Origin of the sequence: Aggregatibacter aphrophilus ATCC 33389, assembly GCF_900636915.1 — a bacterium.
In the GTDB taxonomy this organism is placed as follows: Bacteria; Pseudomonadota; Gammaproteobacteria; order Enterobacterales; family Pasteurellaceae; genus Aggregatibacter; species Aggregatibacter aphrophilus.
Genome location: NZ_LR134327.1, coordinates 796,478 through 812,463, shown reverse-complemented (window position 1 = coordinate 812,463; position 15,986 = coordinate 796,478). Strand labels below are relative to the sequence as shown.

Here is a 15,986-nt window from a genome sequence, read left to right as displayed (position 1 = left end):
AATAATAAACTTAGCCCAAAGTGGTAAAAAGTGGTTTTTTGTGGTGAAATTTGGATCGAAATCCCAAATTCAGAGCGAGTAAACAGAATAAAAGGTGAATTTCATGTTTCGTGGAGCTTCGGCAGTCCATTTAGATGCGAAGGGTAGGCTTGCTATCCCAACCCGCTATCGCGCCGAGCTTTTGGAACAAAATCAAGGGCAAATGGTTTGTACCGTAGATATTCGTCAACCTTGTTTATTGCTTTACCCTCTCAAAGAGTGGGAGGTCATTGAACAAAAGCTGCTTGAGCTCTCCAACTTCGATCCCGTACAACGCAGCCTACAACGGGTAATGTTGGGATACGCAACTGAGTGTGAATTAGATAATGCCGGTCGAATTTTAATTAGTGGTCCGCTACGCCAACATGCCAAATTGGAAAAATCCATTATGTTGGTTGGGCAACTTAATAAGTTTGAAATTTGGAGTGATGCTGAATGGCAAGCCCAAGTGGAACAAGATATGGCACTGGGCGCAACAGATACATTTGCGCTATCGGAAAAATTAAAAACGCTGTCACTATAAGAGTAAAACTCACCGAACAGCAGCACTAGCAAAAGATAAGCGGCGGTTACGCCGCTCTATCTTCTCTTTATTTTACATTGCAATTTTTGTGTACCATTGGTAATGATTTATGACTCATTTAAATGCCTTTTCGTCAGTTGAGCATTCAACGGTTTTGTTACATGAAACCGTTGACGGTTTGGCATTGAAAGAAAATGGTATTTACATTGATGGTACATTCGGTCGTGGCGGACATTCCCGCTTGATCCTCTCCAAATTATCCGCTAATGGCAAATTAATTGCTATCGATCGTGATCCTAAGGCTGTAGCGGAAGCCCAAAAAATTCAAGACCCACGTTTTCAGATTGAACACAACACATTTTCGGAAATCTTATCAATTTGTGAAAAACGGGGGTTAGTTGGCAAAATTGACGGTATTTTGCTTGATCTCGGCGTATCTTCTCCGCAATTAGATGATGCAGCGCGCGGTTTCAGTTTCATGAAAGACGGCCCATTGGATATGCGAATGGATGACAGTAAAGGCATATCTGCTGCTGAATGGTTGCAACAAGTTTCCGAACAAGATTTAGCATGGGTGTTAAAAACCTTTGGGGAAGAGCGTTTTGCCAAAAAAATTGCCAAAGCTATCGTCGATTACAATAAAAGTGCGGTGCAAAATGGCAATGAATTTTTAACCCGTACCTTGCAACTTGCCGAATTAATTGCACATACCGTGCCGTTCAAAGATAAACACAAACACCCGGCGACCCGCAGTTTTCAAGCTATTCGTATTTTTATTAATGCCGAATTGGATGAATTGGAAAAAGTGTTGCAATCCGCATTAACTGTGTTGGCTCCGGCAGGACGTTTGTCTGTGATTAGCTTTCATTCATTGGAAGATCGCATGGTAAAGCATTTCATGCGCAAGCAAAGTCAAGGTAGGGAGATTCCAAAAGGGTTGCCTTTGCGTGAAGACCAAATTCAACGTAATCAAACTTTAAAAGTTATTGGTAAGGCAATTATGCCTACGGATGCGGAAATTGCCCAAAATCCGCGTGCTAGAAGTGCCGTATTACGTGTTGCGGAGAGATTGAACTGATGTTGGAAAATAACGACAGATTCCCGTTACAAGAGATCATTATGGAAGATTTATTTACTTCCAATAAGTTAGTGTTGCTCTTGCTATTGGCCATTACCATCAGTGCTCTCGGCACGGTTTGGATTACACACCAAACCCGTGGCTTGGTGGCGGAAAAAGGGGATTTGGTCTTGCAGCACCAAGCGCTTGAAAATGAATTTTTAAATTTAAAATTAGAAGAAGCGACATTAAGTGATAATACGAGAATTGAAGCAATTGCCAAACAATTAGGCATGCAACGTGCAACACCCGAACAAGAAGTTGTTATTCTTGAGTAGCATGGAAGGTGATTAATATGGTCAAGTTTAATAAATCAGTCAAACCGATTAAACCGAAAAAAACAACAAAAAGCTTATCTCATAGCGGTTCTGCGGTAAAACCAAATAAACCGAAGATTGTCTATGAAAAGAGTTTTTTGAAAGCCCGTTATATTTCAGCCTTAAGCTTGATTTTTATGGGATTAATCGCTCTTGTTACCCAAGCTGCATATGTGCAAATCGTGAATGCTGATTCATTAATAGATGAAGCGGATAAACGTTCTTTACGCAAACAAGAAATTCAGTTCGTGCGCGGTTCTATTTTGGATCGTAACGGTCAACTTTTGTCCGTCAGCGTACCAATGTATTCTGTGGTGGCAGATCCGAAATTTATCTTTGATGAAAACTCCTTAAAAGACAAAGAGCGCTGGCAAAAACTGGCGGAAGCTTTGGGAATTTCTTACGGCAATTTAGTTAAGCGAGTGGAAAAAGACCCAAAATCACGTTTTGTGTATTTATCTCGCCAAATTTCACCAACACTCGCACAGTATGTTAAAGATTTAAAAATTACCGGTATCGTTTTAAAATCGGAGGCTCGTCGTTTTTACCCGCGCGTAGAGGAGACCGCTCATTTAATCGGTTATACCAATATTGATGGTTCTGGTATCGAAGGCATCGAAAAGAGTTTTGATTCCATGTTAGTCGGTAAATCCGGTTCATTAACTTATCGTAAGGATAAATTCGGCAACATCGTGGAGAATATTTCGGATGTGAAAAAATACGATGCGCAAGATGTCACCTTGAGTATCGACGAAAAATTACAGTCCATGATGTATCGTGAAATTAAGAAAGCTGTGGCGGAAAACAAAGCCGAATCCGGCACTGCCGTATTGGTGGATGTGCGTACCGGTGAAGTGTTGGCTATGGCGAATGCGCCTTCTTATAACCCGAATAACCGTACTGGCGTGAAGTCTGAATTAACGCGTAACCGCGCCATTACGGATACTTTCGAGCCAGGTTCTACGGTAAAACCGTTTGTCGTTTTAACCGCACTTGAACGCGGTGCTGTACGCCGTGATGAAATTATTAACACCGGACCGTTAATTTTAAATGGCCATGAAGTTAAAGACGTGGCGCCACGTGACAGATTAAGTTTGGACGGTATTTTAGAAAACTCCAGTAACCGTGGTGTAAGCCGCTTGGCCTTGCGTATGCCACCAAGTGCTTTGATGGATACTTATCAAAGTGCCGGATTAGGCAAGCCGACCGATTTAGGATTAATTGGCGAACAGTCCGGTTTGTTAAATGCACATCGTGCCCGTTGGTCAGACATTGAGCGTGCTAACGTTGCCTATGGTTATGGTTTGAATGCAACTCCGTTACAAATTGCCCGCGCTTATGTGACACTCGGTAGCTTTGGAATTTATCGTCCGCTTTCCATCACTAAAGTGGATCCACCAGTGATTGGTAATCGTGTCTTCTCCGAAAAAATGACACGTGAAGTTGTGAATATGATGGAAAAAGTGGCGATTAAAAATGGCCGTGCATTGGTGGAAGGATATCGTGTTGGTATTAAAACCGGTACAGCGAAAAAATTGGAAAACGGTCGTTACGTCGATAAATATGTGGCTTATACTGCCGGTATTGCACCAGTTAGCGATCCTCGTTATGCCTTAGTGGTTTTAATTAACGATCCGAAAGCTGGCCAATATTATGGTGGTGCGATTTCTGCACCGGTCTTCTCCAGCATTATGAGTTATGCCTTGCGAACCAATAATGTTGCGCCTGATGGTGTTGAGCAAGACAAGACTGCAAGACGTACGGTTCGTCTGAGTGATAAGAAACCTAGCGGCGTAAACTAATTTGATGAGATTAAATCATGCACCGATTAACCCACCTTTTAGGGATTGATATTGAAGGAGACGTCAATCTTATCCACATGACACTAGACAGCCGAACTGCAAAGGCCGGCTGTCTTTTTATTGCGATTAAAGGTCATCAAACCGATGGTCGCCAATATATCCCGCAAGCCTTACAGAACGGCGCAAGTGCGGTCATTTTTGAAGCCGATTCTGCCCAACAGCATTTGCAAATTCATTACGAACAAAATGTTCCTTTGGTTGCTTTTTATCAATTAAGTGAAAATCTCTCGCGTTTGGCGGATGTATTTTACCAATCGCCCTCCAAACGCCTTACCTTAGTCGGTGTTACCGGCACCAACGGTAAAACCACAACAGCACAATTATTAGCCCAATGGACTCAGTTATTAGGCCATAACTCTGCCGTAATGGGGACGATTGGGAATGGCTTATTCGGTCAAATAAAAGAGGCTACCAATACCACAGGTTCTGCGGTAGAGATCCAAGCCTCGCTTGCCGACTTTGTCGCTCAAGGAGCTGATTTTGCCGCCATTGAAGTATCATCTCATGGTTTGGTGCAACATCGTGTAGAAGCATTACACTTCAGTGCGGTAGTATTTACTAATTTAAGTCGAGATCATCTTGATTATCATCACTACATGGAAAATTATGCGGCAGCCAAAAAACGGTTATTCACCGAATTAGATAGTCGCCACCAAATTATTGATGCTGATGACCCGACAGGTGTAGCGTGGTTGAGGGAATTACCGAATGCTGTTGCCGTGAGTACCAATCCTGACTTTTCACCTCAGCAAACACAGTGGTTAAAAGCGGTTGATGTGCGTTTTCATCATAAAGGTGCGGTGATCAAGTTTGCATCTTCATGGGGGGATGGCGAATTACACAGTGCTTTAATCGGCGCGTTTAATGTCAGCAATCTATTATTGGTGACAGCTACGTTGTTAACCTTGGGTTATTCTTTAAGTGAATTGGTGAACAGCGTAAATAAACTCAACGGTGTATGCGGTCGTATGGAAATGTTGACGGCAACTCATAAACCCACTGTCATCGTAGATTATGCTCACACACCGGATGCTTTAGAAAAAGCCTTACAGGCAGCACGGTTGCATTGCCATGGCAAACTTTGGTGTATTTTTGGTTGTGGAGGTGATCGTGATCGCGGTAAACGTCCGTTAATGGCAGGTATTGCGGAAAAATTATCTGATCACGTGATTGCGACGGATGACAATCCGCGTACGGAAGATCATACCCAAATCATGGCGGATATTTTGAAAGGTTTCATTAATCCGCAAGCGGTGCAAGTGATACATCAACGTGAAGAAGCCATTGCTACGGCGATTAAAAGTGCGGTGGAAAATGACGTTATTTTAATTGCCGGTAAAGGTCATGAAGATTATCAAATTATCGGCAAAACCAAGCACCATTTTTCCGACCAAGAAGTAGCCCGACACTATTTATCTCACTAAAAATAACATGATTACATTATCTCTTTCTCAACTTGCTTCTATTTTAGATGCTCAATTACTTGGCGACGGCGCACTTACGGTAGAAAACGTCAGCACTGACAGCCGCCAATCCATCTCGAAAGGTTTGTTCTTTGCCTTAAAAGGCGAACATTTTGATGCCCATCATTATTTAGATAAAGCTGCTGAACAAGGTTGTATTGCCGCCGTAGTGGAACGCCAAACAAACGCTTCGATCGCGCAGTTAGTGGTAAAAGACACCCGTTTAGCGCTCGGACAACTGGCTAAATGGTTACGCAAAAAGATTAATCCGAAAACCGTTGCTATGACAGGCTCTTCCGGCAAGACCACTGTAAAAGAAATGACGGCTGCCATTTTGCAGCAAAGTGCGGTGGATTTTGACGATGTTTTATTTACCCACGGCAACTTCAACAATGACATCGGCGTGCCGCTCACATTATTACGCTTAACGGAACAACATAAATTTGCCGTCATTGAACTTGGAGCGAATCATATCGGTGAAATTGCTTATACCACCGCCTTGGCGCAACCTGATGTCGCGTTGGTGAATAACGTGGCGGCGGCACATTTGGAAGGATTTGGTTCTCTTGACGGCGTAGCAACCGCCAAAGGCGAAATTTACCGTGGACTAACCTCAAACGGCACTGCAATTATTAATCTCACCCATAATTATCAACAAAAATGGCAGGCAGAAATCGGTGACCATTCGGTGCAATATTTTGCTTACGATAATCCGCAAGCCGATTATTATGCTGAAAACATTGTATTTTCCGAGCAGGGTGCTTCTTTTCTTTTACATACGCCAAAAGGCAGTATTCAAATTCATTCTTCTTATTTGGGTGAACATAATGTCAGCAATGCCTTGGCGGCAACTGCATTGGCAATGAATGTCGGTGCGAGTTTGCAGGATGTACAAAACGGCTTGGCGATGAAATCCCAAGTGAAAGGGCGCTTGTTCCCAATTGAGCCTTGTGAAAATCTCTTACTCTTAGATGATACCTACAACGCTAACGTAGGCTCTATGAAATCCGCTATTTCTGAGTTGCAAAAATATCCGGCATTTCGCGTCTTTGTTGTTGGTGATATGGCGGAATTGGGCGATAATACGCAGCTTTGTCACCAAGAGGTGGCCGATTTTGCGCACGCCGCCAAATTAGATTTGGTGCTTTCTTGTGGCCATGCGTCGGAAGTGATAAGTGCGGTCAATTCGGGCAAACATTTTACGGATAAAACTGAGTTGGCAAATTATTTAATCTCCGTAATTAAACAACAAGTAACAGAACAAAAAGTCGTTGTTTTGGTGAAAGGATCACGCAGTATGAAAATGGAAAACGTGATCGATTTATTGAAGGATAGTTTCCTATGTTAGTTTGGATCGCAGAGTTTTTAACCAAATATTATTCTAATTTTCACGTTATTTCTTACATCACCGTGCGCGCTATTTTGGCGCTATTAACCGCACTTTTGCTTTCTTTGTGGATTGGTCCCAAGGTGATTCGTCGCCTACAAATGTTGAAGTTTGGTCAGGTTGTACGAAATGACGGGCCGGAAAGCCATTTCGCGAAAACAGGTACGCCAACCATGGGCGGTATGATGATTTTATTCGCCATCGGCGTCAGCACGTTGTTATGGGCGGATTTGGCAAATCCATACGTTTGGTTTAGTTTATTCGTATTATTCGGTTACGGCACCGTGGGTTTTGTAGATGATTACCGCAAAATTACCCGTAAAAACACGGATGGCTTAGTGGCTCGTTGGAAATATTTTTGGTTGTCCGTAGTGGCGTTAGTGGCGATTTTCGGGATGTATGCCATGGGCAAAGATACGGACGCGACCCGTTTAGTGGTGCCATTCTTTAAAGAATTTATGCCGCAACTTGGTGTCTTTTATATTGTGCTGTCATATTTCGTGATCGTGGGATCCAGTAATGCGGTGAATTTCACCGATGGTTTAGATGGTCTGGCTATTATGCCGACAGTGTTGGTTGCCGGCGCATTTGCTTTGGTGGCATGGGCAACCGGTAACGTCAACTTCGCCGAATATTTACACATTCCGTATATTAAATTTAGTGCCGAATTAGTCGTATTCTGTACCGCTATTGTGGGTGCCGGCTTAGGGTTCTTATGGTTTAACACTTATCCTGCGCAAGTTTTTATGGGCGATGTGGGCTCGTTGGCTTTAGGTGGCGCTTTAGGCGTGATTGCCGTGTTAGTACGTCAGGAATTTTTATTGCTCATCATGGGTGGGGTGTTTGTGATGGAAACCCTGTCAGTCATTCTTCAAGTGGGCTCCTATAAATTACGCAACAAACAACGCATTTTTTTAATGGCGCCGATTCATCATCATTTTGAGAAAAAAGGCTGGCCGGAACCGCGTGTTATCGTGCGCTTTTGGATCATTTCATTAATGCTCGTATTAATCGGTTTGGTCACCTTAAAACTGCGTTAAGCCGAATCAAAGAGCGGTCGTTTTTGAGAGAGAATTTCAATGCAATATCAAAATAAAAAAGTCACCGTGATCGGTTTAGGCAAGACGGGATTGTCTTGTGTGGATTTTTTACGTGCCAAACAGGCGGATGTGCGAGTGATTGATACCCGCCAACAGCCGACAGGTGCCGATCAATTAAGCAAAGAAATTCCGTTGCATACGGGTAGCTTAAATCAACAATGGCTGTTGGAAAGTGATTTGATTGTTATCAGTCCGGGGCTTGCGGTAAAAACACCTGAAATTCAGACCGCACTTCAAGCGGGCGTCGAAGTGGTGGGTGACATTGAATTATTCTGCCGTGAAGCGGATAAACCGATTGTGGCGATTACCGGTTCGAACGGCAAAAGTACTGTGACCACATTAGTTGCGGAGATGGCAAAAGCCGGCGGATTAAGCGTGGGGATGGGCGGTAACATCGGTATTCCGGCGCTTTCTTTGTTAAATCAACAACATGATTTGTATGTGTTAGAGCTTTCCAGTTTTCAATTAGAAACCACTTATTCTCTCAAAGCCGTGGCGGCAACGGTGTTAAATGTCACCGAAGATCACATGAACCGCTATGTCGATTTACAGGATTATCGCCACGCCAAACTTAAAATTTACGATCATTGTCAAACTGCCGTCATTAACGGGGAAGATGCTTTAACGTTGCCGACAACACAACGTCCGCAACAACAAGTCTCTTTTGCGCAAAATAACGCGGATTATTGGTTAAAAACCGATGGACACCACACTTATTTAATGGCGTGTAATGAGTCCATTTTGACCATTGATGAAATGAAACTAAGCGGACGTCATAATTATATGAACGCATTGGCTGCGATAGCTTTGGCACAGGCTGCGGGTGTAAATTTATCGGGAATTCAGACCGCACTTCGTGAGTTTGGTGGGTTGGATCATCGTTTCCAATTGGCGCACATGGTAAATGGTGTACGCTGGATTAACGATTCTAAAGCGACCAATGTGGGAAGCACTGTTGCGGCCTTAACCGGTTTGCAGGTGAAGGGGAAATTGCATTTATTGCTTGGCGGTGATGGAAAAGGCGCAGATTTTTCTGAATTGGCGACATTAATTAATCAACCGCATATTTTTTGTTATTGCTTTGGGCAGGATGGTAAACAGTTAGCCGCACTTTCGCCACAAAGCCAATTATTTGACACCATGGAACAAGCCATTGCGGCAATTCGTCCGCAGTTACAAGCAGGGGACATGGTATTGTTATCTCCGGCGTGTGCCAGCTTAGATCAATTCCCTTGTTTTGAAGCGCGTGGTGACGAATTTACGCGTTTGGCGCAATTAAGCTCGTCGTTAGGTTAGATTAGGAAAATACATGGGATTTTGGGATAAGTTTAAAGAGAGTAGTTTGCAAGCAACCACAGTCACGCCAAACAGTTCGTTGTATGACCGCGCGTTGCTTTGGCTGTATTTAGTATTGCTATTAATCGGTTTATTGGCAGTATCATCTGCATCCATTCCGGTGGGTACCCGTTTGTATAGTGATGCTTTTTATTTTGCCAAGCGAGATGTGGTTTACATTATACTTTCCTGCATCACCTGTTATTTCACCTTACAAATTTCCATGGAAAAATGGGAAAAATGGCACGTGAGATTATTTGGGATTGCGTTGATTTTGCTTTTTCTTGTGATGATTCCCGGTATCGGACGAGAGGTGAATGGTGCGCGCCGTTGGATCCCGATGGTTTTATTCAATTTCCAACCTGCAGAATTTGCCAAATTAGCGTTAACCTGTTTTCTCGCCAGTTATTTCACCCGTCGCTACGACGAAGTACGCAGTCGCAAATTAAGTGCATTTAAGCCTTTTATGGTAATGGGATTAATGGGGTGTTTCCTTTTAGTACAACCTGACCTGGGCAGTACCGTTGTATTATTTATCATTACCTTTGGTTTATTATTCATCGTGGGCGCCAACTTCTGGCAGTTTATCGGTTTAATTGGTGTCGGCGTGCTGATGTTTGTGTGGTTGGTGCTGTCTTCCGCTTATCGTCTGAAACGTATTACCGGTTTTATGGATCCGTTTAAGGACCCTTACGGTACAGGCTTTCAATTATCCAACTCCCTCATGGCATTCGGACGTGGCGGCTTTTTCGGCGAGGGGTTAGGTAATTCCGTGTTGAAACTGGAATATTTGCCGGAAGCGCATACTGACTTCGTGATGGCAATTGTAGGTGAAGAGTTTGGTTTTTTTGGCATTTTTATCATCATTATTTTACTCGGCTTATTAGTCTTCCGTGCCATGAAAATCGGGCGTGAATCTTTAATTTTGGAACAGCGCTTCAAAGGCTTTTTAGCCTTCGGTATCAGTTTTTGGATTTTCTTCCAAGGTTTCGTCAACCTAGGTATGGCACTGGGGATGTTACCAACCAAAGGTTTGACTTTTCCGCTTATCAGTTATGGTGGCTCCAGTATTATCATTATGTCCATCACTGTTGGAATGTTGCTACGCATTGATCATGAAAACCGCTTAATGCGTGGTGGTCAAGCACGATTGCGGGATGATTAAAAGTGCGGTCGTTTTTTTTAGTGTTTTTAGAGAAAAGATATGGGTAAAAAATTATTAGTGATGGCAGGCGGAACAGGTGGACATGTTTTTCCTGCCATTGCCGTTGCACAAGAACTACAACAACACGGCTGGGAAATCCGTTGGTTAGGCACCAAAGATCGCATGGAAGCCCAACTAGTACCAAAACACGGTATTCCCATTGAATTTATCCAAATTTCAGGTTTGCGTGGCAAGGGCATCAAGAGTTTATTATTCGCGCCTTTTGCGATTTTACGTGCGGTGTGTCAGGCGCGCCGAATCATCAAACAATATCAACCTAACGCCGTATTAGGCATGGGGGGGTATGTATCCGGACCGGGGGGTATTGCCGCAAAACTTTGTGGCGTGCCGGTAGTCTTACATGAACAAAATGCTATTGCGGGACTAACCAACCACTGGTTGTCAAAAATTGCGACTCGTGTATTACAGGCATTTCCGAATGCTTTTCCTGATGCTGAAGTGGTGGGCAATCCGGTGCGTCGTGATTTATTCCAAACGGAAGCGCCTCAACAGCGTTTTGCCGCGCGTAATAAAACGTTGCGCATTTTAGTGGTCGGCGGTAGCCAAGGGGCACGCGTGCTGAATCAAACCGTGCCGCAGGTGGCGGTGAAACTTACCGCACAGGGATTGGATATTTATGTGCGTCACCAGGTCGGCAAAGGCAATTTGGCGGGCATTGAAGAAGTTTATCAGGAAAATCACAACGGCGTTGCCACCGAATTTATTGACGACATGGCGGAAGCCTACGCGTGGGCGGACATTGTCATTTGCCGCTCCGGCGCGTTGACCGTCTGCGAATTGGCGGCGGTGGGCACACCGGCAATTTTCGTGCCGTTTCAACATAAAGATCGTCAGCAGTTTTTGAATGCGAAATATTTAGCGGATGCAGGCGCGGCAGTCATTATTGAGCAGCCGGAATTTACCGAAGAGCGTCTATTACAAGCATTAACGCCTTTGTTGGCAGAGCGTGAAAAATTACTTACCATGGCATTAAATGCCAAAAAAATGGCAACACCACTATCAGCCAAACGGGTTGCCGACGTTATTGAAGACGTAGCGAATTAAACGAAAAGTGCGGTCGTTTTTTCAAATGTTTTTTAACGGCCGAGTAAAAGGGAAAATATCAATGGACAATTATCATCAACAGATTAGAAACATCATTCCGGAAATGCGCCGTGTGAAACAAATTCATTTTATCGGTATTGGTGGCGCGGGAATGTGTGGCATCGCGGAAATTTTATTGAACGAAGGGTATTGCATTTCCGGCTCGGATATTGCTGAGAGCGCCGTGACTCAGCGTTTGACTAAAGCCGGTGCGAAGGTGTTTATTGGACATAGCGCAGAAAATATCATTGGTGCCAGCGTGGTGGTGATTTCTTCCGCGATTCATGGGGATAACCCGGAAGTGATGGCTGCCAAAAAAGCCCGTATTCCGGTAATCCAACGTGCCCAAATGTTGGCAGAATTAATGCGTTTTCGTCACGGGATCGCTGTTGCCGGTACGCATGGTAAAACGACCACTACGGCGATGGTGTCTATGATTTATGCACAAGCCGGGTTGGATCCAACCTTTGTTAATGGCGGCTTGGTCAAGTCGGCGGGAACTAACGCTCATTTGGGCTGTAGTCGTTATTTAATTGCCGAAGCGGATGAAAGCGACGCCTCTTTCTTGCACTTGCAACCGATGATTTCTATTGTGACCAATATTGAGCCGGATCATATGGATACCTATCACGGTGATTTCGATGAAATGAAGCAAACCTATGTGAATTTCTTACATAATTTACCATTTTATGGTTTGGCGGTGTTGTGTGCCGATGATGCTGATTTAATGAGTTTGGTGCCACAAGTCGGGCGTCAGGTGATTACTTATGGTTTCAGCGAGAATGCTGATTATCGTATTGAAGATTATCAACAAACCGGTTTCCAAGGGCATTACACAGTGATTTGTCCGAATGGCGAACGCATTGATGTACTATTAAATGTGCCTGGACGCCATAATGCCTTAAATGCTACGGCAGCGTTAGTGGTGGCGAAAGAAGAAGGCATTAAAAACGAAGCAATTTTAGCCGCATTGGCGGATTTCCAAGGAGCAGGGCGTCGTTTCGATCAGTTAGGACAATTTATCCGTCCGAACGGTAAAGTAATGCTGGTGGACGATTATGGTCACCATCCGACCGAGGTCGGCGTGACTATTCAGGCAGCACGCCAAGGTTGGGAAAATAAGCGCGTTGTGATGATTTTTCAACCACATCGTTATTCTCGTACTCGGGATTTATTTGATGATTTTGTGCAAGTGTTGTCACAAGTCGATGCCTTAATTATGTTGGATGTGTACCCGGCAGGTGAGTCGCCAATTGTAGGTGCGGACAGTAAGGCGTTGTGTCGTTCGATTCGTAATTTGGGTAAAGTGGATCCGATTTTGGTATCGGATACGGCACAATTAGGTGACGTGCTCGATCAAATTATTCAAGATGGCGATTTAATTTTGGCGCAAGGCGCCGGTAGCGTGAGCAAACTTTCACGCCAGTTAGTAGAACGTTGGATGAAAGAATAAGTAAGTGGATAACAAAATGAGTAAAACATTAAAGCAAGAAAAGATTGCCGTATTACTTGGCGGTACATCGGCAGAACGTGAGGTTTCGTTAAATTCCGGCAACGCAGTATTAGAGGCGTTACGCAAACAGGGCTATGATGCCCATCCGATTGATCCGAAAACATTTCCGGTAGCGACATTAAAAGAACAAGGGTTTGATCGCGTATTTAATATTTTACACGGTCGCGGTGGAGAAGATGGCACGATGCAAGGGTTATTGGAGCAAATTGAGCTTCCGTACACCGGTTGTGGCGTAATGGCGTCAGCGTTAACCATGGATAAAATGCGTACTAAAATGTTGTGGAAGGCCTTTGGATTGCCGGTGGCAGAGATGGAAATTGTCACTACGGAAAATAGAATAAACTTAAACCCGATAGCTGTGGTCAAAAAGCTAGGTTTGCCGTTGATGGTTAAACCTTCTTTGGAAGGTTCAAGTGTCGGTTTAACGAAAGTGAAAACCGTTGAAGAGTTAGAGAGTGCGGTGGATTTTGCGCTTAAATTTGATCGCACAGTACTTATCGAAGAGTGGCTTGCCGGTGATGAATTCACCGTCCCGGTGTTGGATGGCGAAGTGTTGCCTTCCATTAAAATCGTGCCGGAAGGCGAGTTCTATGATTATAATGCAAAATATATTTCCGATAATACACAATATTTTTGCCCAGCCGGCTTAACCGAAGCGCGTGAGCAGGAATTACGTCGTTTGGTGAAACAGGCCTATGATGTGGTCGGGTGTCGTGGTTGGAGCCGTATTGACGTGATGGCCGATGCTGAAGGGAAGTTCCGTTTGGTGGAAGTCAACACTAACCCGGGCATGACCAGTCACAGCTTATTCCCAAAATCTGCAGCAACCGTCGGCTATTCTTTTGAGCAACTGGTTGAGAAAATTTTAGAGTTGAGTGCGGAATGAATTTACTAAGACGCAAAACAACACAAAATATAAGATATGGTGAGCCAAAATCAAAAGTTTTTGTGCAAATTAAATTATTACTTGTGCTATTATGCGTTGGCATATTGTTCTATTCTTATTCAAATTGGCAAAGTTTCCTAGAAAAATTAGATAGTAAGCCTATTAGTGCATTTGCTTTAGTCGGAACACCAAATTTTACTACTGATGCGGATGTACGAGATGTTTTATTAAAAATGGGCGACTTAAAAGGTTTTTTCGGACAGGATGCAGATATTATTCGTGAGCAAATTGAGACAATGCCTTGGGTAAAAGGCGCTGTTGTACGAAAAATGTGGCCGAATAAATTAAGCATTTGGGTCACAGAATATAAACCGGTTGCGATTTGGAATGAAAGTGATTTTCTCTCTGATGATGGCGTGGTTTTTCAATTACCTATGAGTCGATTAAAAGAAACTCACCTGCCTCGTCTAGCAGGCCCTGATTTCCAAAGTGAGAAAGTGCTTGATGCATGGAATAGAATTTATGCCGATTTAAAACAAAAAGGCTTGAATTTGAAAGCTGTTGCTATTGATGCGCGTGGTGCATGGCAAGTGGTATTAGATAATGATGTGGTATTAAAACTTGGGCGAGGCGACTGGAAAACTAAACTCGATCGTTTTGTCACTATTTATCCGCAGATTGAAATTCCTGAAAATAAGAAATTATCTTATGTTGATTTACGTTACGCCTCCGGTGCTTCGGTGGGTATGGTGGATGTTAATTAAATATTAATAGTGAAGTAAAAAATGTCTAAAATTGTGGAATCAAAGACTATTGTAGGATTAGAAGTCGGTACATCGAAAGTTGTTGCCGTGGTGGGGGAAGTGTTGCCTGATGGTGTGGTAAATGTGCTTGGTGTTGGCAGTTGCCCCTCAAAAGGTATTGATAAAGGGAGTATTACCGATTTAAATGCGGTGGTAACTTCTATTCAACGTGCAATTGAAGCTGCCGAATCGGTAGCTGATTGTCGTATTATGAGCGTAACCCTAGCCATCACAGGTGAGCATATTCAAAGTTTAAATGAAAATGGCTTTGTGCCGATTGCCGAAGGTGAGGTCACACAAGACGAAATTGATTCCGCTATTCATACAGCCAGCTCGGTGAAAATGCCGGAAGGCCTGTCTTTATTACATATCATTCCACAAGAATTTGCCGTTGATAAACAAATGAATATTAAAAACCCGCTTGGTTTGCAAGGCGTGCGTTTAAAAGCGCAAACCCATTTAATTGCCTGCCACCAAGATTGGCTAAACAATTTGAAAAAAGCAGTAGAACGTTGCAAATTAAAAGTAGATAAAATTGTATTTTCCGGTTTAGCCTCAAGTTATTCCGTATTGACTGAAGATGAAAAAGATTTGGGCGTATGCTTAATCGATTTCGGTGCCGGTACCATGGACATTATGGTGTATATTAACGGCGCATTGCGTTTTAGTAAGGTTATCCCTTATGCCGGTAATCGTGTTACCGATGATATTGCCTATGCTTGTGCTACCTCACGAATGGAGGCTGAAAGCATTAAAGTCAATCATGGTAGCGCATTTAGCCCACCAAAACATCATGCCGATAAAAAAATTGAAGTGTCCAGTATCGGGGGGCGCGGTCCGCGTACATTAACCCGAGATCAGCTTTCAATAGTTACTTCTGCCCGTTATAAAGAATTATTAGGTTTAGTAAAAAATGAACTACTTTACTTAAAAGCTGACTTAGATTCTAAAAATATGAAATGTGAACTTATTGCTGGAATTGTGATTACCGGCGGTGGTGCACAAATTGAAGACTTAAAAGAATGTGCCGCCGAAGTATTTGGTACTCATGCTCAAGTGCGTGTTGGTAGTCCATTAAATATTACCGGTCTAACGGATTATGTAAATAAACCACAGTATGCAACAGTCATTGGATTATTACAATATGAACATAGTAATGAAGATGAAGGTCCAATAAATGAGGAACATTCTGGTGGCGGATTTTTAAGTGCTTGCGGCAACGTGGTGAAAAAAATTTTTAATAAAGTGCGGTCGGAATTTTGAGAATTTTAATTTTTCATCTACAATATGAACAATTTGGGTTTTAATATATGCTGATAATGTGTCGGCATTG

General features: G+C 43.3%; 14 protein-coding genes. All 14 read left to right on the top strand.

The window, feature by feature from the left end:
• Positions 1-103 precede the first annotated feature (103 nt).
• The 14 genes from mraZ (at position 104) to ftsA (ending at position 15,916) form a co-directional block, all read left to right on the top strand.
• Positions 104-562 (top strand): division/cell wall cluster transcriptional repressor MraZ, encoded by a 459-nt coding sequence (gene mraZ, locus EL144_RS03950; RefSeq protein WP_050332852.1) that lies wholly within the window; start codon positions 104-106, stop codon positions 560-562.
• A 109-nt stretch (positions 563-671) separates the two neighbouring features.
• Positions 672-1,640, top strand: coding sequence for a 16S rRNA (cytosine(1402)-N(4))-methyltransferase RsmH (gene rsmH / locus EL144_RS03945; protein ID WP_050332851.1), 969 nt, complete (start codon positions 672-674; stop codon positions 1,638-1,640).
• Positions 1,640-1,957: a cell division protein FtsL gene (ftsL, locus tag EL144_RS03940; RefSeq protein WP_005704251.1), complete on the top strand. Its 318-nt coding sequence runs from the start codon at positions 1,640-1,642 to the stop codon at positions 1,955-1,957. The genes rsmH and ftsL overlap by 1 nt, the downstream gene beginning before the upstream one ends.
• Positions 1,958-1,974: 17 nt before the next feature.
• Positions 1,975-3,798 carry a peptidoglycan glycosyltransferase FtsI gene (gene ftsI / locus EL144_RS03935; protein ID WP_050332849.1) on the top strand — a complete coding sequence of 608 codons (1,824 nt, stop codon included), beginning with the start codon at positions 1,975-1,977 and terminating at the stop codon, positions 3,796-3,798.
• A gap of 17 nt (positions 3,799-3,815) precedes the next feature.
• Positions 3,816-5,282 (top strand): UDP-N-acetylmuramoyl-L-alanyl-D-glutamate--2,6-diaminopimelate ligase, encoded by a 1,467-nt coding sequence (gene murE, locus EL144_RS03930; RefSeq protein ID WP_005704249.1) that lies wholly within the window; start codon positions 3,816-3,818, stop codon positions 5,280-5,282.
• Between the two features lie 7 nt (positions 5,283-5,289).
• Positions 5,290-6,669, top strand: a complete 1,380-nt coding sequence (gene murF, locus EL144_RS03925; protein ID WP_005704248.1) for a UDP-N-acetylmuramoyl-tripeptide--D-alanyl-D-alanine ligase — start codon at positions 5,290-5,292, stop codon at positions 6,667-6,669.
• A complete protein-coding gene (mraY, locus tag EL144_RS03920) occupies positions 6,663-7,748 on the top strand; it encodes a phospho-N-acetylmuramoyl-pentapeptide-transferase (RefSeq protein ID WP_005704247.1) in 1,086 nt (361 codons plus the stop codon). Before murF ends, mraY begins: the two co-directional genes overlap by 7 nt.
• 39 nt (positions 7,749-7,787) lie before the next feature.
• Entirely contained in the window at positions 7,788-9,104 is a 1,317-nt protein-coding gene (murD, locus tag EL144_RS03915; protein WP_005704246.1) for a UDP-N-acetylmuramoyl-L-alanine--D-glutamate ligase, read from the top strand.
• A gap of 13 nt (positions 9,105-9,117) precedes the next feature.
• Complete coding sequence (gene ftsW, locus EL144_RS03910) at positions 9,118-10,308, top strand: putative lipid II flippase FtsW (protein WP_005704245.1); 1,191 nt, start codon at positions 9,118-9,120, stop codon at positions 10,306-10,308.
• Between the two features lie 39 nt (positions 10,309-10,347).
• Complete coding sequence (murG, locus tag EL144_RS03905; protein WP_005704244.1) at positions 10,348-11,412, top strand: undecaprenyldiphospho-muramoylpentapeptide beta-N-acetylglucosaminyltransferase; 1,065 nt, start codon at positions 10,348-10,350, stop codon at positions 11,410-11,412.
• Between the two features lie 61 nt (positions 11,413-11,473).
• On the top strand, positions 11,474-12,904 hold the full coding sequence (murC, locus tag EL144_RS03900; RefSeq protein WP_005704243.1) for a UDP-N-acetylmuramate--L-alanine ligase: 1,431 nt from the start codon (positions 11,474-11,476) through the stop codon (positions 12,902-12,904).
• Positions 12,905-12,920: 16 nt separating this feature from the next.
• Positions 12,921-13,850: a D-alanine--D-alanine ligase gene (locus EL144_RS03895; RefSeq protein ID WP_032995269.1), complete on the top strand. Its 930-nt coding sequence runs from the start codon at positions 12,921-12,923 to the stop codon at positions 13,848-13,850.
• Positions 13,847-14,614 (top strand): cell division protein FtsQ/DivIB, encoded by a 768-nt coding sequence (locus EL144_RS03890; protein ID WP_032995268.1) that lies wholly within the window; start codon positions 13,847-13,849, stop codon positions 14,612-14,614. Before EL144_RS03895 ends, EL144_RS03890 begins: the two co-directional genes overlap by 4 nt.
• Positions 14,615-14,635: 21 nt before the next feature.
• Entirely contained in the window at positions 14,636-15,916 is a 1,281-nt protein-coding gene (gene ftsA, locus EL144_RS03885) for a cell division protein FtsA (protein ID WP_005704239.1), read from the top strand.
• Positions 15,917-15,986 lie beyond the last annotated feature (70 nt).

Coding starts and splice junctions, on each gene's coding strand:
- mraZ (WP_050332852.1), top strand. CDS start 104: ATGTTTCGTGGAGCTTCGGCAGTCCATTTAGATGCGAAGGGTAGGCTT.
- rsmH (WP_050332851.1), top strand. CDS start 672: ATGACTCATTTAAATGCCTTTTCGTCAGTTGAGCATTCAACGGTTTTG.
- ftsL (WP_005704251.1), top strand. CDS start 1,640: ATGTTGGAAAATAACGACAGATTCCCGTTACAAGAGATCATTATGGAA.
- ftsI (WP_050332849.1), top strand. CDS start 1,975: ATGGTCAAGTTTAATAAATCAGTCAAACCGATTAAACCGAAAAAAACA.
- murE (WP_005704249.1), top strand. CDS start 3,816: ATGCACCGATTAACCCACCTTTTAGGGATTGATATTGAAGGAGACGTC.
- murF (WP_005704248.1), top strand. CDS start 5,290: ATGATTACATTATCTCTTTCTCAACTTGCTTCTATTTTAGATGCTCAA.
- mraY (WP_005704247.1), top strand. CDS start 6,663: ATGTTAGTTTGGATCGCAGAGTTTTTAACCAAATATTATTCTAATTTT.
- murD (WP_005704246.1), top strand. CDS start 7,788: ATGCAATATCAAAATAAAAAAGTCACCGTGATCGGTTTAGGCAAGACG.
- ftsW (WP_005704245.1), top strand. CDS start 9,118: ATGGGATTTTGGGATAAGTTTAAAGAGAGTAGTTTGCAAGCAACCACA.
- murG (WP_005704244.1), top strand. CDS start 10,348: ATGGGTAAAAAATTATTAGTGATGGCAGGCGGAACAGGTGGACATGTT.
- murC (WP_005704243.1), top strand. CDS start 11,474: ATGGACAATTATCATCAACAGATTAGAAACATCATTCCGGAAATGCGC.
- EL144_RS03895 (WP_032995269.1), top strand. CDS start 12,921: ATGAGTAAAACATTAAAGCAAGAAAAGATTGCCGTATTACTTGGCGGT.
- EL144_RS03890 (WP_032995268.1), top strand. CDS start 13,847: ATGAATTTACTAAGACGCAAAACAACACAAAATATAAGATATGGTGAG.
- ftsA (WP_005704239.1), top strand. CDS start 14,636: ATGTCTAAAATTGTGGAATCAAAGACTATTGTAGGATTAGAAGTCGGT.